We start from the raw sequence: 24,244 nt of genomic DNA, 5'->3' as shown, positions 1-24,244 counted from the left end.
ATGAAGAGCGCCGTCATCGTCTTTCCCGGCAGCAATTGCGACCGCGATCTGGCCGTGGCCTTCGAACAGATCACCGGCACTGCGCCCGCGATGGTCTGGCATGGCGACAGCGCATTGCCCGAAGGGATCGACCTGATCGGCGTACCCGGCGGCTTTTCCTATGGCGACTATCTGCGCTCCGGCGCGATGGCGGCCCGTTCGCCGGTGATGCAGGCGGTGGCGCAAGCTGCGGCGCGCGGCACCTTCGTTTTCGGGGTGTGCAACGGCTTTCAGGTTCTGACCGAAACCGGCCTGCTCCCCGGCGCGCTGATGCGCAATGCTGGCATCCATTTCGTGTGCCGCGACGTGAAGCTGACGGTGGACAACACCCAGTCCGCCTTCACCGCCAAATATGAAGCGGGCGAGACGATCACCATCCCCGTCGCTCACCATGACGGCAACTATTTCGCCGACGACGCGACGCTCGACCGGCTGGAAGGCGAAGGCCGCGTGGCGTTCCGCTATGCCGAAAACGTCAACGGATCGGCGCGCAACATCGCGGGCATCCTGAACGACGCGGGCAATGTGCTGGGCATGATGCCGCATCCCGAACGCATGATCGAACCCGCGCATGGCGGCACCGACGGCCGCCGCCTGTTCGAAGGCCTCGTCGAAGGACTGCTTACCCGCGCTTAGCTGGGTGGCGGGTTCACCCCTGCCTGTGGCTGGGGCGATGGCGTAACATCCGTGTCGGCTGGCAAATCCGTGGGTAGCGGCGCAGTCCCACCAGCCGGCGGCACGTCGCTGACCTCATCTTCAGGCACCCATTTGCCATTGCCTATACCATGCAAGGCGTCGATTTCCGCCTGACGGCTCTTCAGATAATATTCGCGCGACATGGCATAGGGATCGTCGGCTGACTTGATCTTGCGGATTTGCCCATCGAACTCGACGCGGCTGTTGAGCAGCCCCAGCACCGTTGCCGGAATGACATAGGCCGGTTGGCTGAACGGCTTGCCGACTGCAAAGGGCAGGAACATCCCGTCGATCGTATAGCCGATAAGGTCGCGCACCGTCGTCGGCCCCATCAGCGGTACGTACAGGAACGGTCCCGGCTTGATCCCATAATAGCCCATCGTGTTCGCAAAGCCGTTCGGGCGATAGGGCAGATGGAAGGGCTTCTTCTTCGCCGCATCGACCAACCCCGCGATGCCGACGGTGGTGTTGATCGCGAAACGGCCAGCGGTTTCGGCGGCCTTGCCGGGCTTTAGCTGCAACATGTAATTGATGAACACGACCGGCTCGAACAGATTGCGCAGGAAATTGCGCATCCCCTTCCGGATCGGGCTCGGCACCGAGTCCTGATACGCCATCGCCACCGGACCGACGACGGCGTCGTCCACCTTCTGCGTCACGCCAAACGCTTCCGCGTTCACCTGTTCCAGCGGATCGCCCGGCGCGGCCTGCGCCTTGCCGCTCACGATAATTGCATTGGCATCGTCCGCACTCTCCGGCGCGGTCGTCGGCAAAGTCGGCGGCAAGGTAGGCACGGTCGGCGGAACGGATGTCCTGATATCCCGGTCCTGCACAGCCGTTGCGACTGGTACGCTGGGAACATCGCCTTGTCCCGCTGGCGTACCCACCATCATCATTGCTGCGGTAATTGCCGGTAAACCCATCTATTCGCCCTTTAAGAAATCCGCCCCAAAACCAGATTCTGATAGGGACAGTGCGCCAGCGACATTGGACGCGGCGGTCGATTTGGCAATAGCTGAAGCAAATTTACATTTGTGTTACAGCGTTTTCGTGGGCGTCCGTGTCGGTCAGCCCCAGCTTCCGACCTTCTCGAACCGCTTAATCCGGGCGTAGAGCATTATCATCGTCGGCAGGAACATCGTGTTCAGAATATCATGCTGCGAAGCGGGCCAGTTGTTTTCCACACTGCCCTGCACCTGATTGAGATCGATGAACTCGTTGCAGCATTCGATCACGAAAAGGCCCAGCCACGGTGCCCAGTGATCCATGCGCTTGCGAGTCACTAGAGCGATCGACAGCAGTATCAGGACGCCGACATGGATATGCATCGCGTCAGGGCTGAGGCCCACCGCAATTTCGATGTCATGTTTCCAGTTGCCCCAAACCGTGGACACTTCTTCCAATGTCATCCGCAATCAGATCCGCGTCTTGAAGGGCGTGAAATCGGTCTGGCTGTCATAGATATCCAGCCCTTCGGCGCGTTTCAGGCCATTGACGACCTTGTATGTCACCGGCGTCAGCAGCACTTCCCAGGCGACCTTCAACGCCCAGTTCGACACCATCACCGCCAGCACCTGCTCCGTGGACCAGACGCCCAGAAAGGCGATAGGATAGAATATCAGGCTGTCCACAGCCTGCCCGAACACCGTCGATCCGATGGTCCGGGTCCACAGCAACCGCCCCTGCGTCAGCAGCTTCATGCGCGACAGGACGAATGCGTTGACGAACTCCCCGCCCCAGAACCCGGCGATGGACGCGCCGACGATCCGCAATGTCTGCACCCCCAAAGTGCCGAACACGCCTTCATACGCGGCCTGCCCTTCCCAGCCCGGCGCAGGCGGCATGGCGACCACCACCACCGTCATCACCGCCAGAAAGATCAGCGCCCAGAACCCCGCCCAGATGCAACGACGCGCCCGCGCATAGCCATAGACTTCGGTCAGCACGTCGCCGATCACATAGCTGATCGGAAAGAACAGGATGCCCGCGCCGAAAATGAAAGGCTGCCCGAACAGCGTTACCGACGCCAGCTTCGCCGCGCCGATCACATTGGACAGCACCAGCACGACGACGAACGCGGCCATGACGAAATCGAAATGGCGCAACGGACGCGCGCCGAGGGTGGAAGCGTCAATTTTCTCGATTGTTGCGGCTGGCGAACTATCCATACACTGTCCTGCATATCCAGCTTGCGCTGCATTGCAATGCGCCGCGTGCTGCATTGCACTATTTTGCAGCGCCGGATTTGCATCGCCCTCGCCCCGCCGCTATTGGAAGCCCAGCGCGCCCGTAGCTCAGTTGGATAGAGCACCCGCCTTCTAAGCGGGTGGTCGCTGGTTCGAATCCAGCCGGGCGCACCAATTTTTTGGCCTCAGGCCCCGGCGCGGGCATTCGCCCACCTGGCTGTCCTCGCATAAGCTCGGGCGGCCGTTCGGCCTTGCGACGCCTGACGGGCTCGATTGCCCAAGCCATAGGGAATGCGGAGCGATCGAACCTCTTTGCGCTACAGCTCGAACCATACTAACCTGCCTGCAATCCCGCTCCGCCTCGGCATCATAACGCGAGCATCATCGCATCATGCGAAATTGCCGGGAAACGGCTCCCCTTCCTCTTTGATATTTTCTTCGTCCTGCTCGGCATCATGAAGCGGCGCGTCGTCCTTTTCCTTTGGGTCGGTTTCCGTCTTCTTGGGATCGTCATGGGTGGTCATACAGGTCTCCTCCATGCTCGAACGCATGAGGCGCAAAGGAGTATCCGTAGCTATCTGGCGCGGCGCGGTATGACGCGCCCCGTCACCCTGCGCGCGAAACCAGCCCCAGCCGTTCGCGCATTGCCCAGCGCGCCGTGATCAGCACCGCCACCACGCCCAGCCCGCTGGCCAGCCCCCACCAGATGCCGACACCGCCCATCCGCAGTTGGAACGCCAGCAGCACGCCGACACCGATGCCGATCACCCAGTAACCGACTGCCGCGATCATCATCGGCACGCGCGTATCCTGCAGCCCGCGCAACACACCCGCGCCCACCGCCTGCGCGCAATCGACGATCTGGAACAACGCCGCCACCGCAAGGAACGACACCGCCAGCGTCACCACCTGACGATTGGCCGGATCGGCGACATCGATGAAGATCGCGATCAATGGCAACGGCACAGCAATCAGCACCGCACCCGCCACCAGCGCAAACGCCGTGCCGATGCCGATTGCCAGCCAGCCCGCGCGCCCGATGGCCGCCGCATCGCGCCGCCCGAAGGCCACGCCCACACGCACCGTCGCGGCCTGCCCGATGCCCAGCGGCACCATGAAAGAAAGCGCTGCGATCTGGATCGCGATGGCGTGCGCCGCCAGCGATGCCCGGTCGATCAGGCCCATCAGGAACACGGCGGCGTTGAACACGGTCACTTCCAGCCCCAGCGTAATCGCAATCGGCAACCCGATCCGCCACACCGTCGCAAAGCGCGGCCAGTCCGCCACCCAGAAGCGCCCGAACAGGCGATAGCGCCGAAAGCGCCGATCCAGCATGACCACCGCGACCATCCCCAGCAGCATGAACAGCGAAGACGCGCTCCCCGCCAGCCCCGCACCGAACATCCCAAGCGCAGGCAGCCCAAGATGCCCGAAGATCAGCGCCCAGCCGATGCCCAGATTGAACGGGATCGCCAGTATCACCACGATCACGCCCCACATGGGCCGCTCCAGCGCGGAAATGTAATTGCGCAACGTCAGAAAGCCGAGATAGGGCAGCAATGCCCATTGCAGCCCGCGCATCAATTCGCCTGCGCCCTGCGCCAGTGCGCGGTCCTGCCCCATCGCGATCAGCAACGCTTCGCACTGCCACAGCAGCAGCCAGGCCGGGATGCACAGCAGAATTGCGGCCCACAATGTCTGCCGCACCGTCCGCCGTATGTCCCGCACCGAATGCAACCGCGCGCCGCGCTCCGCCGCGATCATCGGCGAAGCAGCGGTGACCAGCCCCATGCCGAACACCAGCAAGGCAGTGTAGAGATTGATGCCCAATGCCCCGCTGGCCACGGCATCCGGCCCCAGACGACCGAGCAGCAACAGGTCCGTCGCTGCGATCCCCGACCAGGCGACATTCACCACGATCATGGGCAGCGCCAGTACGATCAGGGCGCGCGCCTCGATTCGCCACGGTCCGGCGGCGGGGGTAGCGGGGGCGGAGGAGGTGCGCGACATGGTCCGCGCGTTAGGCTGTAAGAGCGTATAATGGCAAGCGGGCTTGTCGGGAAATACCGCCCCTCAGCGTGCCACCTCTTCCGCCACGGGCAGCAGGATGGTGATCGTTGTCCCCTTGCCCACGATGCTGGCGATATCCAGTCGCCCGCGATGCCGCTCCACGATATGCTTCACGATGGCAAGGCCAAGGCCGGTGCCGCCCATCGCCCGGCTGCGTCCCGAATCCACGCGATAGAATCGCTCCGTCAAGCGCGGCAGATGATCCGGGCCGATCCCTTCGCCTTCGTCCGCCACCGACAGCCGCACCATGCCGCTTGCCCCCGGCGTCAGCGTCACGACGATCGGTGTGCCGGGTCGCGCATATTTCGCCGAATTGCCCACCAGATTGTGGAGCACCTGCGATAGTTGCGCGCGGTCGCCTTGCACCGCGGCCGTATCGCCATCGATATGCGCCACCACTTCCTGCCCCCGCGCGCCGTGGCTGTCGCGGAACACCGCGACCACTTCGGCCACCAGTTCGCGCAGGTCGATGCTGTCGTCGGGCGTGCGATATTTCTCCGCTTCGATCCGTGAGAGCGACATGAGGTCATCGACCAGCCGCTGCATGCGCCGCGCCTCGCCGTCCATGATTTTCAGGAACCGTCCCCGCGTTTCCGTCTCCGCGCCCGCCGTCGGATCGGTCAGCGTTTCGATAAAGCCCAGGATCGCGGCCAGCGGCGTGCGCAGTTCGTGGCTGGCATTGGCGACGAAATCCACGCGCATCCGCTCGGCGGCATAGCTGCCCGTCCGGTCCATCAGATGCACGATCCGCCGGTTCTCGCCGACCCCTTCGTGCCCGTCGGGTGAGCTTAACGGCGCGATCCGCATTTCCCAGCGTTGCTCGCGCGTACCCAGCCCTACCAGATTGATCGACACCGGCTCCGACATCAGGCCGGGACTGGCCAGCCGCTCCGCCGCTGCCGGATGCCGAATGGCGATCCTCGCATCCTCCCCCACGATATGCGCGCCCAGCAGGCGCAGCGCAGGCCGGTTCGCGCGCACCACCTTGCCGCGCGCCGCCACCAGCACCGGCTCGGAAATCCCCTCCAGCAAAGCATTGAAATCGGGGTTGTCGAGAATGTCCGCGCCTTCGCCCGGTGCGGGATCTTCCATGGTCACGGCGGTGGGCGGGGGCGCGCGGTCGGTCAGGATGAACAGCGCCAATCCCCCTGCGGCTGCCGATATCGCCGCTGTCTCCCACTGTCCGGCGAGCAGCCACGTTGCGATGGCCCCCGCGACGATCACGGCAGAGGCGACGAGGATCTGGATCATGCTGGTGCGATTCATGGTTACTGGCCTAGATTATTCGCGCGATTGCTGCGATGAATAATCGCAATGCGCAACGAAGAAGCAACGCCCGAAGCCACGCCGCCGTCCGATCCTGTGACCGGCGCACCGCTTCCCGTGCCTTCGCGGCGGCAATTGCTGATCGGCGGCGCCGTCGCGGCCTCCGCCATCGTGTCGATCCGCCCTGCGCTGGCGCAGACGGCCGCCTCGGTCCTGAACTGCCAGATTCCCGTTCCCGATCCGGGCCGCGCGGGCAATCACGTCGCGGCCAACGGCACGCTCGTTCCCGCCGGAACCAAGGGCGCCTTCCCCGGCCCCCGCCGCCCGTTCTCCGGCGAAGAAGTAAAGGCCGCGATGCGTGGCCGCACCTTGCCCGGCACCAGCTACGAACAGAGCCAGGCTTATCTCAACTACATCCGCCGTCTGCAATCGGGCACCAGCGGCTTCACTTGCTACGCCTCGCTGCAGATGCCGCGCTAGAATTTCCGGATACTAATGAAATCCGTTCACCCTGAGCGTGTCGAAGGGTTCACTTCTAAGGAAGTAAAAGGTTCCGACAGGCTCAGCCCGAACGGAACTTATCTCTCCCTAAAAAACGAATATGCTGGTTCGCCGCGCTTTTTTAACCCGCGCACGCTACGCTCCCCGGCGCGATGACAGTCCCCACCCGCTACCGCGCCGCCCCGGCCACCGACCTGATCGTCCGCGCGCTCGACGACATCACCCTCATCTACCATCGTCCCTCCAGCCAGACCCACATGGTCGCCAGCCCCGTGCCGGAAATATTGGACGCGCTCCGCACCACTCCTCTTACTGCTCCCCTCCCTGAAAGGGAGGGGCCGGGGGTGGGTAGCGAGCGCAGCGAGCCTCCCGCCCATGCCACCCAAACCCCCGCCCAAATCCTCACCACCCTATCCACCCATTTCGACCTGGGCGACCCCGCCACTGCGCGCCCGGTCATCGCCGCGCATCTCGAAGAAATGGTCGCCCTCGGCCTCATCCACCGCGCATGAGGCACAGCATCGCCCTCACTATCGGCCCCGCCAGCTTCCGCATCGGCTCGGCATGGCCCGCCCCCATCGCGCAGCTCGCGCATCTCTATCGCGCCTATCCCACGCCACCCGAAGGCATTGCCGACTTCACCGTCCGCCTCGAACCATCGAAGCCGTGGCGCCGACATATCCGCCCGTCGATCCACATCACCGGCGATCACGGCCTTGCCGACGCCGCCCCGATGGCGCTCGCCCACGGATTGCTCGCCGCCGAGATGGGGATGAACCTGCAAATGGCGCTCGGCTGGCGGCGGCACCTGCTGCTCCACGCCTCCTGCGTAGAGAAAGACGGTCGCGCCCTCGTGATGACCGGCGAGTCCGGCTCCGGCAAATCCACCCTCGCGGCGCAACTGGGCGAGCGCGGCTGGCGGCTGATGGGCGACGAATTCGCGCTGCTCGATCTGCACAGCGGCCAGATTTTCGCCTTCCCCCGCCTCATATCCCTGAAAAACGCAGCGATTTCCGTCATGGAAGCCGAAGCCGCGCCCGACCGCTTCGGCCCGCTCCTCCGCGCCACGGCCAAGGGCGACATCCGCCACCTCTCCCCCCGCGCAGATGCCGTCGCGCGCATGGCGGAAGGCGCGATGCCCGCGCTGCTCCTCTTCCCCCGCTACGGCTTCGCGCCCGAAATCCGCACCGTCGGCCAAGGCGAAGTCTTCATGCGCCTCACCCAGGCCTCGACCAACTACACCGCGCTCGGCGAACCCGGCTTCACCGCCCTCACCCGCTTCGTCCAGACCGTCCCCGCCCACGCCATAGACTTCCCCAGCGGAGAGGACGCCATCGCCCTGGTCGAGCAACTCTGGGCAGAGGCGCGATGACGCGCACCCCATCCCCCACCGTCATCCCGGCGAAAGCCGGGATCCCACTTTCTTCTTCGCAACCGTCCGCCGGGGCAGCGCGCCCATGACCGCCACGCTCCTCGTCCAGACCCTCCGCGACCCCGCCTCCGCCGCGCGCCTCTCCGCGCCGGACTGGAACGCCCTCATCGCCGCCGCCCGCGCAGAGCGCCTGATCGGCACCCTCGCCTACCGCCTGGAACACGCCGAAGTTCCCGCCCCCGTCCGCCCGATCCTTGCCGACGCCCGCACGGAGGCCGTCCGCGAAGCCCGCCAAGCCCTCTGGGAAGCCGACCGCGCCCGCGCCGCCCTCGCGCCCTTGAATATCCCGGTCGTCCTCCTCAAAGGCACCGCCTATGCCGCCGCGCATCTTTCCCCCGCGCAGGGCCGCTTCATCGGCGATCTCGACATTCTCGTCCCCCGCGCCGCGCTCGACGCCGTGGAGGCCGCACTCATCGCCGCAGGCTGGGAATGGGTAAAGCCCGATCCCTATGACGACGCCTATTACCGCCAGTGGATGCACGAACTCCCCCCGCTCATCCACCGCGACCGCGACCGGATGATCGACGTCCACCACAGTATCCTGCCGCTCACCGCCCGCCCAAAGCCAGACGCTGCCGCCCTCCTGACCGACAGCATCCCGATTTCCGAAGGCTCACTAAAAGGCCTGCGCATCCTCTCCCCCACCGACCGCATCTGCCACGCCGCCGCACACATGCTGGCCGATGGCGACCTGTCGGGCGGCTTGCGCAACCTGTGGGACATTCACTGCCTGCTGACGGATCTCGCCCCCAGCGAAGACCTCCCCACCAGAACCGCCCACCACGGCCTAACCGCGCCAGTAGCGCAAGCCCAACGCCTAGCCCGCCACCTCTACGCCCCACACGAAAAGCCAGCCCCCCTACCCCTCCAAGACCGCCTGATCGCCAAACGCCTCCTAGCCACCAACGCCTGGGGCCAGGAAACCCAAAAACCCCTCCGCATGGGATACTACCTCCGCTCCCACGCCTTAAGGATGCCGCCCATGATGCTGGCACGGCATCTGGTGACGAAGTGGCGGAAGGGGCATCGGGGGTGAAAGGAAATGCCAATGAGTGACGCAAAAGATCGTAACAAGCATATCCGCGAATACCTTCGCTATTACTTAAGTCTCACCAACTCACCGGGCTACGCCGTAATGATCTGTGGGCCTTGGGGCATTGGCAAGACCTTCCTGATTCGGCAAATTCTTGCTGATCACTTCACCAACGAAAAGGACTATATTTACGTCAGCCTTTATGGCGTGGCTCAACCGGAGGAGATCGATGCCGCGATACTGGCGGCAATGTACCCGATCCTCGGTACAAAGGTCGCGAAGATAACCGGACGGCTGCTCAATACTGCATCCAAATACTTTAACGTAGAGGGCGCCATCACCCTCAAGGACGTGATCGACCAAACGACAGCGGCGACCTATGTGTTCGACGATATCGAACGCTCGTCAATGACAGCCGATGCAATCTTTGGCTATATTAACCAATTCGTCGAACATGCTGGCTTCCGAGTTATCCTCGTGGCCAACGAAACCGAATTAGATAAAACGGACGGCTATCGAACAAAGCGCGAAAAGCTGGTAGGCCAGACATTGGAGGCCAAGTCAGCGGTGGAGGGCGCGCTTGAAGCGTTTCTTGAGAACATTGCATCGACTGAGGCTCGTAACTACCTAAAGTCAGTCAAAAGCCACATCGTTGACCTGTATGAGCAAGGTGAGGTCAACAATTTGCGTGTCCTTAAACAGACCCTCTGGGATTTCGAGCGCCTCTATACAGCGATCGAACTACACCACCGGCAACATTTGCGGGCGATGCTGCACATCCTTCGAGTACTCTTCGCACTTTCTTTCGATATCAAGCTAGGTCGGATCAAAGCTGAGGATATCCGAGGCCGGGTAAACTACTGGATCGCAGCGGCGATGGATAGGGGTACTGAATCCGCAATTAAGAGTTCATTCGACCGCTACAGCGGCATTGACCTGAGCGACACCACGTTGTCCGATGAACTCCTTATCGAACTGCTGGTACGCGGAGTAGTAGATGAGGTTTTGATCAAGCGAGACTTGGATGCAAGCTCTTGGTTTTTCGAACCGAACGACGAGCCATCATGGCGAACAATATGGCATCGGTTCGAACGGGAAGAAGATGCAATTGCAAAAGCAATTTTGGCGCTCGAGTCCGAAGTAGCTGAATTCCATTACCGCGAGCCTGGTGAAATTTTGCATGTGTTTGGTATCATGTTGACGATGAGTGATGCACAACTGCTCCCTATGGATCGGGATAGCATTGTTAAGAATGCCAAGGCTTACATCTCAACGCTGAGAGAACGTGGAGATTTGCCCCCGATAGAGCCTAACTCATTTCTTGAGTATATCCGAAATGGGGCATGGGGCGGCCTTGGTTTTTCAGAGGCAGGCACCCCCCACTTCAGAGAAATCTATGGATTCCTAAGCGAACAGCGTGCGCAAGCGCGCATTGAACGACTTCCTGCACTTGCAGAACGACTGATGAGAGAACTCAACGAGGACGCTGATTTGTTCTGTCGGCGTCTTGTAGGGGTCGGTGGCGAACACTCCGATCTCATCGATGGCCCGGTTCTCAAAGAAATCGATCCAAACGCATTCTTGGACGCCATTCTTCACCAACCCGCGCCGGTCCAGTCTCAGGCTTTCCAGTGCCTACTTTCGCGGCATGGGCATGGAGCATTTGGTCGCGGCCTTGAAGACGAGCGCCCTTGGGTAAAAACTCTTCATGAAGCGATGCTCTGCCTCGCGAATAGGTCAGAACCGATCCGCAGAAACAAATTGATGATATTCGCTGGGTGGGTCGGGCAGAACGTACAGGATGCCGTAGAAGGCGATGATGTAAGCACTGCGCCAGCCGATTAGGAAAGAAGTAATTAAACTGGCACCCACCCCCCCCTCAAAACCGCCGATGCTCATCCCCATCGATCAAATCGCACGTCCCGCGAAAGCCATAGGGGTCCAGCCCCCGGATCGTGATCTGCCCGCTGCGCCGGTTGATCGTGATCGTCGGCTTGTTCATGCCATTCAGGCGATATTTCGCGCGGATCAGGTCCGGTCCCGCTTCCACGTCGTACAAGTCCCACCACCCATCGCTACCGCGTGAATGCAGCGGCGGGATGAGCTTCTTGGGCAGGCTGATCCGCCCGCCCCCGTCCCACACTTGAACCATCACCGAAGCATCGAACTGCTGCGACGTCATCTCCGTGCGATTGCCATAGTCATAGCGGTCGCGCTTGCTGTTCCACGACCATCCATAAGTCGTCGCCACGCCGGGCCGCTGGCCATCGCCAAAGCACACCAGCCCCAGATCGACGGCATTGCCGCTCACCTGAACAGACCCGCGCTCCCCGGCATAGCTGGGCGATTCACGCCGCGCGTCGGGTCGTTGAAACCCCCTGTCGCGATACTCCGGTGCGTTCACGCGCTGGTTGCAATCCGGCGCGGGGCTGGTGGTGATGGAGTCATATCGCCCATCCATCGTCGCGACAGTCACGCACTGGCGCGCTCTCGCATTCCACCAATAGCTATATTTGCGGTCGTCGCCCGTCCGCGTCTTTACGAACATATAGCCCCGCGCCTGCATGGCGGTCTCCGCCCCGGCGGCGCGCGCGCCCACCAGATCGCGAATGTCGCCCGGTGCCTGCGCCTGAACTGCGCTTGAAGATGCCGCCATCGCGGCCAAGGTGAATGCAACGGCTTTCATGCTGTCCTCCCTGTATTATGGACGACTCATAGCATGAATTATGACATTAACACAGAGTGTTAAGCTGCGGGCCGCATGGCTATTGCTTCACACAATAAGCCAGCACAGCACCACGAACATCACCATCGCCAGAAACGTCGCCAGCACCGCCTGCCCAAATCCCGCCAGCCGCGATACCTTCAGTTTCTGCGAAAACCACAAAGTCTGCACGCCCACATACCACGCGATCGCCCCGACGATCAGCGCCGTGCCCCCCGTCCGCCAATGGCCATGCGGCACTGCGGTCATCAGCGTGCCGATGCCGATCATCAGGGTGAAGGGCGCGGCGGTAAAGCACTGGCCGTAAAAGGGCCGCCGCAAGCTGCTATGGGTCAGCCGCGCGCCCTGCCGCCGCAGCAATCGCACCGCCATCATCAGCGCGAACAGGCTGAACAGCACCATGCGCAACGCCAGCAACGCCAGATCGGAATCCACCAGCGCCGCCAGCCCATGCCGGTCCGCCAGCAACGGGTTCTGGCCCTGCATCGCAATCTCTATTCCGTGCGAAATCAGCAGCGTCAGGAACAGGAACAGCGGCGGCCGGATCGCGTCGTCATACTGATCCTGGGGCCGGTCCGACACTTCCCGGTCGGCATAGGCCATGATCCGCAACGGCTGCACCAAGGCCCGCCACAATGTCAGCGGATAGAATACCAGCCACCCCATCACGGTGTAGAGCGCCTCGTCGAGGGACTCGATGATCTTCATGAAATCCATGACGACACCGTCCACATATCCCACTGAATTGTCGAGCTATTCTGCGCAGGAAAACCTGCCCCTGCCGCCGCTATCGGCCTTCCCCCTTCACCCCCTCCAGCGCCGCGCCGACCACGCGCGCCGAATGCGCAAAGGATGCCCGTTCCCCTTCGTCCAGATCCGGCTCCAACACATGTTCCACGCCCTCCGCGCCCAGCACGCAAGGCAGGCTCAGGCACAAGTCGCCAATCCCGAACTGCCCCGTCAGCACGGTCGAGACCGGCAGAATGACATGCTCGTTCCGAACGATCGCCTCACAAATCCGCACGATCGCCGTCGCAATGCCGAACGACGTGTATCCCTTGCCCTCCACGATGCGATACGCCGCCTGCCGCACGGCATCGGTCAGCGACGCCGCGTCGATATCCGCCCCCTCCGGCGCCATTCGGGTGAGCGCCATGCCGCCCGCCCGTGCGATGGAGAGCGCCGCGAACGACGTATCGCCATGCTCCCCCAACATCATCGCATCGACGGACGCTGGCGCGATATTCAGTCGCCGCGCCAGCATCGTGCGCAGGCGATTGCTATCCAGCAACGTCCCCGTCCCGATCACCTGCGCATCGGGCAACCCGCTTTCATCCCGCGCCACCCACGTCATCAGGTCGACCGGATTGGCCGCGACCACTATGATGCCGTCGAACCCCGCCGCCATCAGCTCGCGCGCGCAGCCGCGCACGATCTCCGCGCTTTTCCCCGCGACGGCCAGACGGCTTTCATCGCCATGCGTGGCCGCGCCGGCGGTCAGTATGGCGATCCGCGCGGACGCGGCATCCGCATAGTCGCCTGCCCGCACAGTCGCAGGCCGCGTCAGCCCGCCCGCATCGGCAATATCCGCCGCTTCGGCAGCGGCCAGCGCGGTGTCGCGGTCGATCAGGACGATCTCCCGGAACAACGCCCGCAGCATCAGCGCATAGGCGGTCGTCGCACCCACATGCCCCGCCCCGATTATCGCGACGCGCCCTTGATCCTGTGCCATGGTCATTCCCGTTCTGAGGTTGCGGCAAAGCGCCGTTCGTTGACTAGCCTAACCCTGCACCGGAACGAAAGTTGCTGGCGAAGTCCGTCGCGCTATTTCAGAACCGTCATCGCATCCACCAGCCGCACGTCGTGCATCTGGTCGAGATACGCTTCATAATAGCCCTTGTGCGACGCCCCCACGATGGCCAGCATCCGCGTCCCCGGCTTCCGGCCCAGCACATCGCGGATATTCGCCACCATGCGCAGGTTGCGCGTCTCCCAATAGGCCAGATAACGCCGACCGAAGGCCTGTGGCGAAGGCTCCACGAACGCCGCGCCGAAGTCCGACCGGTACACCAACTGCGCCGCGCCGGGCGCATTATAGGCGCGCAATATCGCCAGCAATCCGTCAGGCGCTGAAAGGCCAGCGTGCAACTGCGCATCCTGAGCTGTCCGCTGCGCTGACGCAGGATTGTCCCACGCGCGCATCATGGCGGCGCCTGCCGCCTCCTGTTCCGCCCCATCGTCACTGTCTGCCGTATGATCGTCGACGCTCCACACCCGTTCCAGCCCCAGCTTCGCCGCCAGAGGTGCCGCGATCAGTGTCGTTTCGTTCCGTCGGCTTTTCAGCTTTTCCAACGCTGCAACCAGGGCGTCGTTCAGGCCGTCGCCCGCATGCCGTTCGCCTTCCGGCAACCGCAGCCATTGCACCAAGGCCGATGCCCGCTCGCCCGCCGCCAGAAAGATCGCAGCCAGATGCCGTCGCTCGGCTGCCGCAGGTGTGGCGGGCCATGCCGCCAGCAATCGCTCCGCTTCGGCATTGGCGGCTGGCACGTCCAGCCCCGTCGCCAGACCGGCCGCCGTGGGATCCGCGCAATAATCCTTTACCGTCGCGGCATATCGCATCGGATAGCGGCGCAGGCTGTCGCATTGCAAGCCGGACAGGTCTTCGGTCGCAATGGCTGTCGGTCGCCATGCAGCCAGCCGCGCCACGACCGGCACAGCCATCTCCGGCTTGAACGATTCCGGTAGCCCGGACAGATGCGCCGTACCCAGCACCAACACGTCGTTGGGCGCACCGGGCGGCGGTCCCTTGAGCGTCTCGGGGTGGAATGAAGGGCGAAATGCGTCGTCCTTGGCCGCAGGCGCCCCGCTTCCCAACGCCATCGAAAGAACGGGAAGGGCGAGCAGATAAAGGCCACGTAGCAGGTGAGTCATCGACGGTCCTATCGCAAGATTCGTCGCGATCCTACCAACCGTGTATTATACATGCAATACAGTTGTCGGACACCGCATCCCCGGCATATATCCCGAGGAACCACACCCATAAGAAAAGGGGCCGGTCTTGCGACCGGCCCCCTCTTTTGCATCAGCCCCGAAGGGTTGATGGCAATTCTTACATGCCCGAACCGGGACCGTAGGTGATTTCCACGCGACGGTTCTGCAGTTCGCGAACGCCATCGGCGGTTTCGACGCGGGGACGGCTTTCACCGAACGCTTCGGTCGAGATAACGCCGTCAGGAATACCCTTCGAAGTGAGGTATGCCTTGACGCTGTCGTTGCGACGCTGCGACAGACCGACGTTGTACGAAGCAGAACCCGACTTGTCGGCGTGACCGGCAAGCATGACCTGAGCCGAACCGCAGTTGCTGTAGGCCGAGATCGCGTTGTCGAGGATGGTTGCGGCATCGGGAGTGATGTTCGACTTATCCCATTCAAAGAACACGATGTACGGTCCAGGCGTGCATTCCACTGCCGGAGGCGGCGGAGGCGGCGGGGGCGGAGGAGGCGGCGGCGGGGGCGGCGGAGGAGGCGGCGGCGGTGCTGCCGGCTCACCGAAGTTGTAGCTCAGGCCAACCAGAACGCTGTGCGTACGCAGACGGGCATCGACGTCCGAACCAGCGGCATTGAAGCGCGGATCAGGACGATTGCTCGTTACGAGGCCCATGTCGGGGTGGTTGTAGAAGCGATACTTCAGCGACGCGTCCAGCTTGTCGGTCAGCGGGAAGCGAACGCCGGCAATTGCCTGCCATGCGAAGCCCGTGTCCGAATCGTCGGTCGTCAGCGTGTAGAGGTAGGTGCGAGCAACGCCGACACCACCGCCAACGAAGCCCTGGATGCCGTCATCGGCACCGAAGTCGAGCATGCCGTTGACCATGAAGCTCAGCGAACGGACGTTGCCGCGCGTGCTCTGAACGCCATTGGTGTAGCTGTTTACGTCGGTGTAAGCGCGCTTGAACGCGACTTCCGATTCAAGGCGGAAACCGCCGAAATCGTAACCGATTACGCCATCGACGTCGTAGCCGGTGTTGTAGTTGACGGTTGAAACTGGCGTCACGATGGTGAGGGTGGTATCCTCAACGATCATGGCACCGGCATCGGCACCGATGTACCATGCATTGTCACGAGCCATGGCGGGGGTCGCCAAGGCTGTGGTAGCGAGCGCTGCTGCGAGGGCAAGCTTCCGCATATAATTCCCCTTTCAAAATGGTCACGAAGGACTGCGGTAATGCTCTAGCTTGCCGAAAGTTTCATGGCAAGTGCGCAAATGCCGGAACTGTTGCCCAAAAGCCTCAGTTTTGCGGATAATGAACGGCGGCATTATGACCGCATTTCCAGCGTTTACTGGCGACAACCGCCCAAGCATTTTTTTTGTTGGCTTTGCGGAACGGTGCTGGAAAGTCGCGCTTTCGATCAGCTTTCAGCTATCATACCGTGCAACCGCAGCATGACCAGTATCGCATCTATCGCGGCCCGGCTTTCTGCGTCCACGAGTCCGCCGCCAGATGGTGACATTATCGCCCCACCCTGCGCGCCAACCACCCGGATGCCGCCCTGATACAGCCCGTCGGCGCGCACCTCCGCGTCGATCCATGCGCTTCCGCTCCAGCGCATTGCATGTCCCCTGTCGACGACCCACACCGCCATGCCGATAACCGGCGTAACGAAGCGCCAGCCGCCTGCCGTCCATCCCGCGATTGCGCCGCCTTGCCCGGCCCACGCGCCGCTCGCCCCCGCCGCCACGATCCAGCACTGCCCTGCCACCGGCGCGGAGGGCGGCACGGACACATCCGCACTGACCGCAGCCCCATGGCTCAGCATATCCAGCCGCACCAGCGCTTCGTTATGCGTCACTTCCTTCTGCGCCTGTCCCGCCTGCAACAGCGGCAAGGCAAAACGATCCGTCAGCTCATCGGCCATCCGTTAAACTCCCAATCAGATTAAACAGGTCAACGTCAGAGCGCCACCACAGCCACCCGTCCCAACCCGTAAGTCCCCACTTGCCGCACAGCGACCGACAGCGACCCCACCGCCCCGTCCGCCGCGATCATCGCCGCATCATAGGTCCACTCCGGCACCCGCACCTCCGCCGAGCGCACCACATCCGCGCCATCCAGCAGCTCGACCCGATAGCGCTCCGCTTCCTCGCCCAGCGGCACTTCCACGCCATCGCTCCACGCCGAGCCCGCACGGCTGCGCCGGACCCAGCGCACCGTCACGCCGCCCGCCCCGTCGCTCTCGACCGAAAGATGCACCGGCGACAAAGGCACCAGAGCCTCCCCCGATACCGTCACCTCCGCCTCGGCAGGCACCGCATCGCCAATCCCGATCCCGATCACCCGGCACAGCATCCCCGGCTGCGCCGCACTGGAGGGCACCGTCGCCAGCCGCTCCGCCTCCAGCATTAGGAAATTCTCGCCCGCGATATGCCCCGCCATCGCCCACTCGGTCCCGCACCGCCCACGCAGCAAGTGCCGCAACCGGAACAGCCCCGGCCCGATCACGCTCACCGCACCGAACTGGATCAGCTCCCGCCCCACCAGACACAGGTTCGCCCCGCGCAACAACGCCGCATCGTCTGCGCCCGCCAAAGACGCCCCCGGCGACACCAACTGCACATCCACAAATCCCGCCAGATCGAACAGCGCGGCCGATCCCGCACCCGGCGCCGTCACGACAGTCCCCATCGTCGCAGCAGGCGCCGTCCGCCCCATCGGCACCGCCGTCCCGCTCCCCGGCTCGACGGTGAACAGCGCTGCCCGCTTCCATCCGGCAGAGGCTCCCGCCGCCGCCACGACCACGCTCGGCGCCACCGCAGCGCCATCGCCCCGCCCCGGCAGGTCCGCGATCATCAGGCGCGTAGCCCCATGCGGCGCGTCCGGCTCGCGCACCACGCTGCCCGAAGACGCCGCACCCGCCACCCCCGGCCCACGCCGCCACCCGCGCAGCGTCAACGTCACGCCCATCGCTTCCCATTCCAGCGCGACCACGCGCCAAAGCCCCGCAACCCCTTCCACGGTCACGACGCTTCCCGGCCGCACCGCCAAAGCCTCCCAACCGCACAGCAGCTCCAGCCGCGACCGCCCGGACCAGGCCTCCGCCAGCCGTGCCGCCGCCAGCGCCTTCGCTTCGCCCGCAGCAACCGCCGCCGGCATCTCGACCGACTGCAACGTCCGCCCGACACCGGGCCGCACCGCCGTCTGCACGCCCGCCTGATAATCCCGCGCCGGATCATAATGCCGCACCGCCAGCCGCAACGGCACATCGCCTGCCGGATCGCGCCCCGCCTTCACCGGCACCTGCGCCGCCCCATTGATCCGCGCCGCCAGCATCCCCCGCGCCACGACACCATCCTCTTCGGGCACATCCAGCAGGGCATCACGCAACACCAATCCCTGCGCCTCGACCAGAGGCTGCAACGCCGCCGCCACATCGTCCCCGCTCGCCGCATAGCCGCCGACCGATCCCCCGGCCCCGCCCACAACACCCGCCGTCAGGGCAGAAGCCATTGCCCCCGTCGTCACCGGCGCATCGTCCGCAAATATCTCGAAAGTCAGCGACGGTATCCGGTTGCCATAGTCCGCCAGCGCCAAATCCTCGAACACCGCATAGGCCATCCCGCGATGCGCCGGTGTCACGCCAATCCCCTCCGCCGCCGCGATCAGCGGATCGACCGCCTGATCCGCATCACCCTTATGCAGCCGGAACGCCCCCAGTTCGGTCTTGAAATCCCCCGCAACTCCGCGCAGCAAATTCCCGTCCGCCCAGATACGCCCAATCGACCGCACCCCGCGCGCCGACAATGCCACCGCAAAGCTGGCGGAATAGCTGTACGTCGTAACGCTCGGCTGCCCCTTGCCCCCGCCGCTACGGTCGCTGCTTTCTTTAAGATCGGTCGCCCAGATCACCGTCCCGGCCACCCGCATAACCCCGAAAATCTTCGGTATCTGCGTGCCATAAGTCGATGTCTGCACCTGCAAATCCTGCAGCCGCGGCCCGCGCCGTCCCCTGGGCTTGAACAGCACCGCCTGATCCAAAGCCCGCCCCGCGAGCGCCCCGATCGCACCCCCGATCGGCCCGCCCAGCACCGTCCCCACCGCCCCAAGCACCAACGTCGCCATGCCAAATCCTAACCTGAAAGCCCGCGCCCCGTGTTCCTGCGAAGGCAGGAACCCAGTGTCGCCTGGTAATCACCCAGCTCCCTGGACTCCTGCCTCCGCAAGAGAACAAAATCGCGCAGAGCCGCAGAGACGCGGAGCAGTCGCCCCAAGGCACCCCCCCTCCGCGTCTCCGCGCCTCCGCGCGCACAAACCTACCGCCCCCACCGCCAAACACTGACCACAGGCCAGAGCGCCTCCCCCGGCATCTCCACCACCCGCCGCAAGCCAGCATGGGCATGGACGAACCCGCGCGGCACGCGCAGCATCACGTGAAACTGCGCCACCCCCGCGCGCACCAGCACCACATCGCCGGCTTTCAGTATCCGCACCCGCCGCAACCCGGCGCTACGCAACCACCCGGAAAACCGCACCGGATCGCCCCCGCGCAAGCCATAGCCCCCCGGCACAGCCCCCCGATGCCCCGCCGCCGCCAGCGCACAGGCAACCAGCCCCACACAATCCAAACCCGCGTCAGCATCCCGCCCCTGCAACCGAAACGGCACCCCCACCAACGCCCGCGCCCCGGCAACAATCCTCTCCGCTCTTTTCATGCACCCACCCCCAAACCCGTTCCCCGGCGAACGCCGGGGTCCAGAGTCGCCGGGTCTAAACCCAGCCCCCTGGACTCCTGCTTTCGCAAGAGAACAAAATCGCGCGGAGCCCCAGAGACGCGGAGCAGTCGCACCAAGGCACCACCCCCTCCGCGCCTCCGCGTCTCCGCGCGACCCAAAAAATCACCCCCCCGGATAGCGCGTCAGCAAATCATTCCCCGGCAGATACGGCTCCCCCCGAAAATTCACCGCATTCCCGAACCGCGCCGAACAGGTCGCCATCCGCCGATCGCACCCCTGCGTCAGCACCGCCAAAGCCCCCTCGACCACCGCAGACGCAGGCGCATCCGCCAAAGTCACCCCCGCCGCATCGTTCGCCACGACAGCCTGCGCCAACCCGGCATTCGCGCCCGTCAACCATCGCAAAGACCCAAAGGCATAAGCCCCCGCCTCAATCCCCCCGACGACAGCCACATCCTCGCCATCCACTGCGCCGACCCGCACCACCCGCCGATAGCGCGTCAGATCCACCCGGCAGTCCACGTCCCCCAACACCGCGCGACAATCGGGCGACGTCTCCGGCGCGACCGGCCCCGCCAGCACTGCGCCCGCACCGACAAGCTCCGCAGTAAACGCCTCCCCCTCGCGCTCCACCGTGCCAATCTCGCCCGCCGCGAGGCCCAGCCACAGCGCCCCCGGATCGGTCCATTCCGTCAGGAACAGCGCCACCGCCGCCCCGTCCCATCGCCCCGCCTCCAGATCACGCGCGGTGATCGCATCGCTCGACAGCGCGCCCTGCACATCCATGCTGTCGACATCCAGCGAAGACCCCTGCCGCACCGCCGATGGCACCAGCCCCGGCGCCGCGCGATACACCACGCCGCCAATGCGCAAATCGCGATCATGGCTCGTCAGCCCGATGGTCACCCCATCGCCCCGCTCCAGCCGCCAGCAAAATGCCAATGCCGCCAGCTCCTGCCCCAGCGTCTCAGCCACACTCACGCCCGCAACTCCACCAACGGCACCGAAGGCACATCCCCCGCAGCAAAGGTCGCACGGCTCACGTCCAGCCGATCCTCGGCAAAACGCACCGGCACATCGAACCGAAACCCCGCCGTCAGAGCCGCACCCACCGCAGGCGCAACATCGAAAGCAATCACCCCCAGCCCCACATGCGCCCAGCCGGACAGCGCCTCGACCCCATCCACCGCCACCCGGATCGTCCCCGCCACCGGCCGCGTGACGATCCGCTGCTGCGCGTCCGCACCCTCCCCATAATATTTGCAGAGTTGAAAGCTGCTCGTCGCCCCGTCCCCGGTGCCCAGAAACTGATCCAGCGCCCCGCCATCCCCCGACGCAAAATCGAACGGATCGGCAAAGCGGAACCCCCGTGCTGCCCCCCGCCGCGCCCGGAAAAACGCAATCAGTTCCATCACATCCGATTCAGACCTGACACCGGGTCCCACATCGAACGACAATCGCGCATCCGCCCAGTCGCTGCTCCGCCGCTCATGCCCGGACAGGCTCTCCACCGTCTGCGTCGAAAAGGCCGGGGACACGCTTGCCTCCCGCCCGATGCTCAGCGGAAACACCACATCGTCAAAGGCTTGCATCGCATCCTCCCCATCGATCCTGAAAAGCGTGAACCCATCCCGCGCCACCTGCGGCAATGCCCAGACAAACGTCGCCGCGCTCCCCCGCGCCACCGAAGCCCCCGCCGCGTCCGCAATCCGCGCCCACTGCACCGCCGCATCCTCGGCCCGCAGAACAAACCCCGCAAAATACTGCTGCTCCGCCACCGGATAACCCAGCCGCGCCGCAGCCTCCGCCACACCCCGCGCCGTCAAGGCGGAACGCCCCTCCGTCACCCAGTCATAATCCTCAAGCTGCAGCACATCGAACGCCGGACTTGCCCAGCCCAGCGGCATATTCGCCCGCTTCGCTTCGGGAGCCTCCGGGTCGAGTATCGTCGGCAAATAGGCCAGCAAATGCGTCACCGCCCCCGGTGCCACCTCCCGCACCGCCGCACACAACGCCGCCGTAGACGCCGCCAGCACCGCCCCCGCCGCATCCAGCAAATCCCTCTGCGCCGCACTCAATGCCCCCCGCACATCGGGAATAGACACCGGCGCCCCACCAAAAGCCGCCCGCGCCGCGTCATCATACAAACAGATCCGCCCATCTTCGGGCATCACCCACCACCAAGGCTCCCCCACCTGAAACCGCACCGGCAATCCCGCCGCCACCGCAATGCCGACAAACGCCCGCGCCACATCCTGCAAAAACCCCATCGCCGCCGCATTGGCAGGCGACAGCAAAGTCGAAGGCGGCACCCACGCCGTCAGCGCCGGATCACCATTCTCCGCTCGCTGCTTCCAGCCCGCCGGACAATGCGCATCGAGCAATTCATAAGACAGCGACCAGATCACCCCGAAATCCAGCGCCAACGCCCGCGCCGCAAAATCCCGATGCCACGCCCCACACGCCGCGTTCAGCGCCCCGGTCGCCAGCCACTCCCCGCCGACCCGCTCCAGCGCGAAATAATGGCTCATCCCCACATAATGGTTGATCGCCCCGCGATACCCCAAGCCCAGCACCTGCCGCAGCACCCGCTCCGGCGTCTGGTTGAAGCAATCGTCATATCCCGTCGCGATGCACAGCCCATGCTCTGGCACCATCACATCGCCCACCGCCAGCACAGACCCCGCCCCGTCGTAGGCAATATCGCTTATCTCGACCCACCCCTCCACAGGCACGGCAAAGGCCGTATCCCCCGCATCGTAACCCGGCGGCACGACCGAGATGAACATCCGGTCCACATCCCCCGCCCACACCGGATCGGCTTCCCCCGGCAGCGTAAAGCCGCCATCCAGCGCCGCAAAATCCAGCGTAATTTCCGCATCTTCCGGCACACCGCTGGCATAGTTCCACAACCGCACATACCAGCTCCGCGGAGACCCGGACGCATCCCGCCCCTCGATCGTCAGCGTAGGCCCATGCGTCTCATCCAGCCGCCGCACCCCGGAACTCCGCCACCGAAACCGCAACACGCACTCCCGAAAATCCCGGTCGGTCGCATAGCTGAGCAACGGATGATCCCACCGATCCTCCGCGTCCCAGATCACCCCCGCCAGATCCCCCGACCCATGAAAAACGGTATCCACCCGCAAAGCGTCGGGCGCGGTGGTGGTAACACTCGCCACAGCCGGCCGCGCAAAATTCACCGTCCAAAAAGGCGCCGCAAACCGCTTAACCACGCCAACGTCCTGCCCCGCCCGAGCATCCGCCAACCAATACTGCATGATGTTCCCTTTTCTAAACTCCCCTCCCTGGAAGGGAGGGGCTGGGGGTGGGTAGGCGCGTAAAGCGCGCCTCGCTAAGCTGGCGCAAATGCGCCGCATCCCCGAACATATGACTCGCAATGCCCGAGCCTTACGCAACGGCCAGACCGACGCAGAGCGCATGGTCTGGCACCGCATTGCTCGCTACCGGCCGCGCTTCACACGGCAATTAGTGGTCGGACCGTATATCGTCGATCTTGCATGCCGCACGGCGCGACTGGCCATCGAATTCGATGGTTCGCAGCACGGCGATGCTGCCGCCTATGACGCATCCCGCACCGAATTTTTGGAACAGGAAGGCTGGACCGTGTTGCGATTCTGGAACAGCGAAGTCTTTGAAAATCTGGACGGCGTAGTGGAGGCGATTTTGAAAAAGACCGCCGAGTGCCTCGGCGGAACCCACCCCTCGACAAGAGTCACGTGCCTCTTGTCGACCCTCCCTTTAAGGGAGGGGAGAAGAAAGGAATAAACCCTACTCCAAAGCCCCCTGCACCGCCCGAGCCACCTGCCGCGCACTCCGCGCCAGGGCCTTGGGAGCATCCCCGCCCCCGCCCGCGACATTCACGACAACCCGCACCTCCCGCACACCACCAGAGCCGCCAGCTACCACCTGCCCACTCGACGTCGGGACAAACACCTCCGGCCCTCGCTCCCCCACGATATAGCCACGCCCCGGCGCCACCGGCCCGCCTGTAGCCCGCCCCGGCAGCCCCAGCGCCGACCCCAGCAAAGAAGCCCCGATCCCCAGCAACCCGCCCGATCCGCCCCCGCCGCCAATCGCCCCGATCCCCGCCTGCAAAGCACTCCGCGCAATCTGGTCCAGCACCGACGAAGCCACCCGCTGCAAATCCTCGAACCCGAATTTCCCCGTCTTCACCGCGCGCAGCAGCCCGCTTTCGATGGCCCGCCCCGCCCGGTCCCCCGCACTCGCCAGCGGCCCCTCAAGCCCGCTGCGCATAGCATCCACATCCCGCGCAAAGCCCTGCACATCGGCCCGCACGCTCACGACCAACCGTTCGATCTCTTCATCCATCCGGATACATCTCCCTCAACCGCGCCAGCGTCCCCGCATCCGGCGGCGCACCCGCCTCGCCATCCCCCGTCGCCGCGCCAAATATCGCCGCCAGTTCCTCCGGCGTCGCCCGCCAGAACACCTCCGGCGTCCACCCCAAAGCCCACGCCGTCACGCCTGACATGCGCACAGCCATGTCTGTGAATGTCATCTAAAACTCCTCCCCATTCGGTGGAGG

The 24,244-nt window shown here is 64.3% G+C and carries 25 protein-coding genes and 1 tRNA gene; 8 read left to right on the top strand and 18 right to left on the bottom strand.

Annotation, left to right across the window (positions count from 1 at the left end):
* On the top strand, positions 1–675 hold the full coding sequence (gene purQ, locus LQ220_RS04760) for a phosphoribosylformylglycinamidine synthase subunit PurQ (protein WP_230187110.1): 675 nt from the start codon (positions 1–3) through the stop codon (positions 673–675).
* Here the strand turns inward: purQ and LQ220_RS04755 are convergent.
* The 3 genes from LQ220_RS04755 to LQ220_RS04745 all read right to left on the bottom strand — a co-directional run bounded on the left by LQ220_RS04755 (position 672) and on the right by LQ220_RS04745 (position 2,903).
* Positions 672–1,658 carry a VacJ family lipoprotein gene (locus LQ220_RS04755; RefSeq protein WP_230187109.1) on the bottom strand — a complete coding sequence of 329 codons (987 nt, stop codon included), beginning with the start codon at positions 1,656–1,658 and terminating at the stop codon, positions 672–674. The genes purQ and LQ220_RS04755 overlap by 4 nt on opposite strands.
* A gap of 144 nt (positions 1,659–1,802) precedes the next feature.
* Positions 1,803–2,144: a hypothetical protein gene (locus LQ220_RS04750; protein ID WP_230187108.1), complete on the bottom strand. Its 342-nt coding sequence runs from the start codon at positions 2,142–2,144 to the stop codon at positions 1,803–1,805.
* A gap of 6 nt (positions 2,145–2,150) precedes the next feature.
* Positions 2,151–2,903, bottom strand: coding sequence for a queuosine precursor transporter (locus LQ220_RS04745; RefSeq protein WP_230187107.1), 753 nt, complete (start codon positions 2,901–2,903; stop codon positions 2,151–2,153).
* A 115-nt stretch (positions 2,904–3,018) separates the two neighbouring features.
* On the opposite strand from LQ220_RS04745, the gene LQ220_RS04740 reads away from it, so the two are divergent.
* Positions 3,019–3,095: transfer RNA gene (locus LQ220_RS04740), tRNA-Arg, on the top strand.
* 215 nt (positions 3,096–3,310) lie between these two features.
* On the opposite strand, the gene LQ220_RS24865 is transcribed toward LQ220_RS04740, so the two are convergent.
* From LQ220_RS24865 to LQ220_RS04730, 3 genes are all read right to left on the bottom strand, one after another.
* Entirely contained in the window at positions 3,311–3,445 is a 135-nt protein-coding gene (locus tag LQ220_RS24865; RefSeq protein ID WP_281821930.1) for a hypothetical protein, read from the bottom strand.
* Positions 3,446–3,527: 82 nt separating this feature from the next.
* Entirely contained in the window at positions 3,528–4,931 is a 1,404-nt protein-coding gene (locus LQ220_RS04735; RefSeq protein WP_230187106.1) for an MATE family efflux transporter, read from the bottom strand.
* 63 nt (positions 4,932–4,994) lie between these two features.
* The gene (locus LQ220_RS04730; protein WP_230187105.1) at positions 4,995–6,257 is read right to left on the bottom strand and encodes an ATP-binding protein; all 1,263 of its coding nucleotides are present in this window, start codon (positions 6,255–6,257) and stop codon (positions 4,995–4,997) included.
* Between the two features lie 48 nt (positions 6,258–6,305).
* On the opposite strand from LQ220_RS04730, the gene LQ220_RS04725 reads away from it, so the two are divergent.
* The 5 genes from LQ220_RS04725 (at position 6,306) to LQ220_RS04705 (ending at position 11,068) form a co-directional block, all read left to right on the top strand.
* The gene (locus LQ220_RS04725; protein ID WP_230187104.1) at positions 6,306–6,737 is read left to right on the top strand and encodes a hypothetical protein; all 432 of its coding nucleotides are present in this window, start codon (positions 6,306–6,308) and stop codon (positions 6,735–6,737) included.
* A gap of 173 nt (positions 6,738–6,910) precedes the next feature.
* Entirely contained in the window at positions 6,911–7,270 is a 360-nt protein-coding gene (locus LQ220_RS04720; RefSeq protein ID WP_230187103.1) for an HPr-rel-A system PqqD family peptide chaperone, read from the top strand.
* Complete coding sequence (locus tag LQ220_RS04715; protein ID WP_230187102.1) at positions 7,267–8,130, top strand: HprK-related kinase A; 864 nt, start codon at positions 7,267–7,269, stop codon at positions 8,128–8,130. Before LQ220_RS04720 ends, LQ220_RS04715 begins: the two co-directional genes overlap by 4 nt.
* Positions 8,131–8,215: 85 nt before the next feature.
* The gene (locus LQ220_RS04710; protein ID WP_230187101.1) at positions 8,216–9,226 is read left to right on the top strand and encodes a nucleotidyltransferase family protein; all 1,011 of its coding nucleotides are present in this window, start codon (positions 8,216–8,218) and stop codon (positions 9,224–9,226) included.
* A 12-nt stretch (positions 9,227–9,238) separates the two neighbouring features.
* Positions 9,239–11,068 (top strand): P-loop NTPase fold protein, encoded by a 1,830-nt coding sequence (locus LQ220_RS04705; RefSeq protein ID WP_230187100.1) that lies wholly within the window; start codon positions 9,239–9,241, stop codon positions 11,066–11,068.
* A 34-nt stretch (positions 11,069–11,102) separates the two neighbouring features.
* Here the strand turns inward: LQ220_RS04705 and LQ220_RS04700 are convergent, their stop codons facing one another.
* The 10 genes from LQ220_RS04700 to LQ220_RS04655 form a co-directional block, all read right to left on the bottom strand.
* Positions 11,103–11,909, bottom strand: a complete 807-nt coding sequence (locus tag LQ220_RS04700) for a hypothetical protein (protein WP_230187099.1) — start codon at positions 11,907–11,909, stop codon at positions 11,103–11,105.
* Between the two features lie 87 nt (positions 11,910–11,996).
* Positions 11,997–12,656, bottom strand: coding sequence for a hypothetical protein (locus LQ220_RS04695; protein ID WP_230187098.1), 660 nt, complete (start codon positions 12,654–12,656; stop codon positions 11,997–11,999).
* 79 nt (positions 12,657–12,735) lie between these two features.
* Positions 12,736–13,680, bottom strand: coding sequence for an L-lactate dehydrogenase (locus LQ220_RS04690; RefSeq protein ID WP_230187097.1), 945 nt, complete (start codon positions 13,678–13,680; stop codon positions 12,736–12,738).
* Between the two features lie 92 nt (positions 13,681–13,772).
* On the bottom strand, positions 13,773–14,879 hold the full coding sequence (locus tag LQ220_RS04685; RefSeq protein ID WP_230187096.1) for a DUF5694 domain-containing protein: 1,107 nt from the start codon (positions 14,877–14,879) through the stop codon (positions 13,773–13,775).
* A 178-nt stretch (positions 14,880–15,057) separates the two neighbouring features.
* On the bottom strand, positions 15,058–16,131 hold the full coding sequence (locus LQ220_RS04680; RefSeq protein ID WP_230187095.1) for an OmpA family protein: 1,074 nt from the start codon (positions 16,129–16,131) through the stop codon (positions 15,058–15,060).
* Between the two features lie 224 nt (positions 16,132–16,355).
* Complete coding sequence (locus LQ220_RS04675; protein WP_230187094.1) at positions 16,356–16,862, bottom strand: DUF2793 domain-containing protein; 507 nt, start codon at positions 16,860–16,862, stop codon at positions 16,356–16,358.
* A gap of 35 nt (positions 16,863–16,897) precedes the next feature.
* Complete coding sequence (locus LQ220_RS04670) at positions 16,898–19,063, bottom strand: phage tail protein (RefSeq protein WP_230187093.1); 2,166 nt, start codon at positions 19,061–19,063, stop codon at positions 16,898–16,900.
* Between the two features lie 191 nt (positions 19,064–19,254).
* The gene (locus tag LQ220_RS04665) at positions 19,255–19,653 is read right to left on the bottom strand and encodes a C40 family peptidase (protein ID WP_230187092.1); all 399 of its coding nucleotides are present in this window, start codon (positions 19,651–19,653) and stop codon (positions 19,255–19,257) included.
* A gap of 183 nt (positions 19,654–19,836) precedes the next feature.
* Positions 19,837–20,655: a DUF2163 domain-containing protein gene (locus LQ220_RS04660; RefSeq protein ID WP_230187091.1), complete on the bottom strand. Its 819-nt coding sequence runs from the start codon at positions 20,653–20,655 to the stop codon at positions 19,837–19,839.
* A complete protein-coding gene (locus tag LQ220_RS04655) occupies positions 20,652–22,955 on the bottom strand; it encodes a DUF2460 domain-containing protein (protein WP_230187090.1) in 2,304 nt (767 codons plus the stop codon). Before LQ220_RS04655 ends, LQ220_RS04660 begins: the two co-directional genes overlap by 4 nt.
* Positions 22,956–23,043: 88 nt before the next feature.
* Between LQ220_RS04655 and LQ220_RS04650 the strand changes: the two genes are divergently transcribed.
* On the top strand, positions 23,044–23,463 hold the full coding sequence (locus LQ220_RS04650) for a DUF559 domain-containing protein (RefSeq protein WP_230187089.1): 420 nt from the start codon (positions 23,044–23,046) through the stop codon (positions 23,461–23,463).
* Between the two features lie 3 nt (positions 23,464–23,466).
* Here LQ220_RS04650 and LQ220_RS04645 read toward each other — a convergent pair whose 3' ends face one another.
* Together LQ220_RS04645 and LQ220_RS04640 are read right to left on the bottom strand one after the other, a co-directional pair.
* Positions 23,467–24,027, bottom strand: coding sequence for a tail tape measure protein (locus LQ220_RS04645; RefSeq protein WP_230187088.1), 561 nt, complete (start codon positions 24,025–24,027; stop codon positions 23,467–23,469).
* The gene (locus LQ220_RS04640) at positions 24,020–24,217 is read right to left on the bottom strand and encodes a phage tail assembly chaperone (RefSeq protein WP_230187087.1); all 198 of its coding nucleotides are present in this window, start codon (positions 24,215–24,217) and stop codon (positions 24,020–24,022) included. The genes LQ220_RS04645 and LQ220_RS04640 overlap by 8 nt, the downstream gene beginning before the upstream one ends.
* Between the last annotated feature and the right edge of the window lie 27 nt (positions 24,218–24,244).

The organism is Sphingobium sp. CECT 9361 (assembly GCF_918741285.1).
GTDB lineage: Bacteria > Pseudomonadota > Alphaproteobacteria > Sphingomonadales > Sphingomonadaceae > Sphingobium.
The sequence above is the reverse complement of the archived record's forward strand: the minus strand, read 5'-3'. Positions and strand labels throughout refer to the sequence as shown.

What these genes read in the sequence shown, in the direction of transcription:
- purQ (WP_230187110.1), top strand. Translation starts at nt 1, where the DNA reads ATGAAGAGCGCCGTCATCGTCTTTCCCGGCAGCAATTGCGACCGCGAT.
- LQ220_RS04755 (WP_230187109.1), bottom strand. Translation starts at nt 1,658, where the DNA reads ATGGGTTTACCGGCAATTACCGCAGCAATGATGATGGTGGGTACGCCA.
- LQ220_RS04750 (WP_230187108.1), bottom strand. Translation starts at nt 2,144, where the DNA reads ATGACATTGGAAGAAGTGTCCACGGTTTGGGGCAACTGGAAACATGAC.
- LQ220_RS04745 (WP_230187107.1), bottom strand. Translation starts at nt 2,903, where the DNA reads ATGGATAGTTCGCCAGCCGCAACAATCGAGAAAATTGACGCTTCCACC.
- LQ220_RS24865 (WP_281821930.1), bottom strand. Translation starts at nt 3,445, where the DNA reads ATGACCACCCATGACGATCCCAAGAAGACGGAAACCGACCCAAAGGAA.
- LQ220_RS04735 (WP_230187106.1), bottom strand. Translation starts at nt 4,931, where the DNA reads ATGTCGCGCACCTCCTCCGCCCCCGCTACCCCCGCCGCCGGACCGTGG.
- LQ220_RS04730 (WP_230187105.1), bottom strand. Translation starts at nt 6,257, where the DNA reads ATGAATCGCACCAGCATGATCCAGATCCTCGTCGCCTCTGCCGTGATC.
- LQ220_RS04725 (WP_230187104.1), top strand. Translation starts at nt 6,306, where the DNA reads ATGCGCAACGAAGAAGCAACGCCCGAAGCCACGCCGCCGTCCGATCCT.
- LQ220_RS04720 (WP_230187103.1), top strand. Translation starts at nt 6,911, where the DNA reads ATGACAGTCCCCACCCGCTACCGCGCCGCCCCGGCCACCGACCTGATC.
- LQ220_RS04715 (WP_230187102.1), top strand. Translation starts at nt 7,267, where the DNA reads ATGAGGCACAGCATCGCCCTCACTATCGGCCCCGCCAGCTTCCGCATC.
- LQ220_RS04710 (WP_230187101.1), top strand. Translation starts at nt 8,216, where the DNA reads ATGACCGCCACGCTCCTCGTCCAGACCCTCCGCGACCCCGCCTCCGCC.
- LQ220_RS04705 (WP_230187100.1), top strand. Translation starts at nt 9,239, where the DNA reads ATGAGTGACGCAAAAGATCGTAACAAGCATATCCGCGAATACCTTCGC.
- LQ220_RS04700 (WP_230187099.1), bottom strand. Translation starts at nt 11,909, where the DNA reads ATGAAAGCCGTTGCATTCACCTTGGCCGCGATGGCGGCATCTTCAAGC.
- LQ220_RS04695 (WP_230187098.1), bottom strand. Translation starts at nt 12,656, where the DNA reads ATGAAGATCATCGAGTCCCTCGACGAGGCGCTCTACACCGTGATGGGG.
- LQ220_RS04690 (WP_230187097.1), bottom strand. Translation starts at nt 13,680, where the DNA reads ATGGCACAGGATCAAGGGCGCGTCGCGATAATCGGGGCGGGGCATGTG.
- LQ220_RS04685 (WP_230187096.1), bottom strand. Translation starts at nt 14,879, where the DNA reads ATGACTCACCTGCTACGTGGCCTTTATCTGCTCGCCCTTCCCGTTCTT.
- LQ220_RS04680 (WP_230187095.1), bottom strand. Translation starts at nt 16,131, where the DNA reads ATGCGGAAGCTTGCCCTCGCAGCAGCGCTCGCTACCACAGCCTTGGCG.
- LQ220_RS04675 (WP_230187094.1), bottom strand. Translation starts at nt 16,862, where the DNA reads ATGGCCGATGAGCTGACGGATCGTTTTGCCTTGCCGCTGTTGCAGGCG.
- LQ220_RS04670 (WP_230187093.1), bottom strand. Translation starts at nt 19,063, where the DNA reads ATGGCGACGTTGGTGCTTGGGGCGGTGGGGACGGTGCTGGGCGGGCCG.
- LQ220_RS04665 (WP_230187092.1), bottom strand. Translation starts at nt 19,653, where the DNA reads ATGAAAAGAGCGGAGAGGATTGTTGCCGGGGCGCGGGCGTTGGTGGGG.
- LQ220_RS04655 (WP_230187090.1), bottom strand. Translation starts at nt 22,955, where the DNA reads ATGCAGTATTGGTTGGCGGATGCTCGGGCGGGGCAGGACGTTGGCGTG.
- LQ220_RS04650 (WP_230187089.1), top strand. Translation starts at nt 23,044, where the DNA reads ATGCGCCGCATCCCCGAACATATGACTCGCAATGCCCGAGCCTTACGC.
- LQ220_RS04645 (WP_230187088.1), bottom strand. Translation starts at nt 24,027, where the DNA reads ATGGATGAAGAGATCGAACGGTTGGTCGTGAGCGTGCGGGCCGATGTG.
- LQ220_RS04640 (WP_230187087.1), bottom strand. Translation starts at nt 24,217, where the DNA reads ATGACATTCACAGACATGGCTGTGCGCATGTCAGGCGTGACGGCGTGG.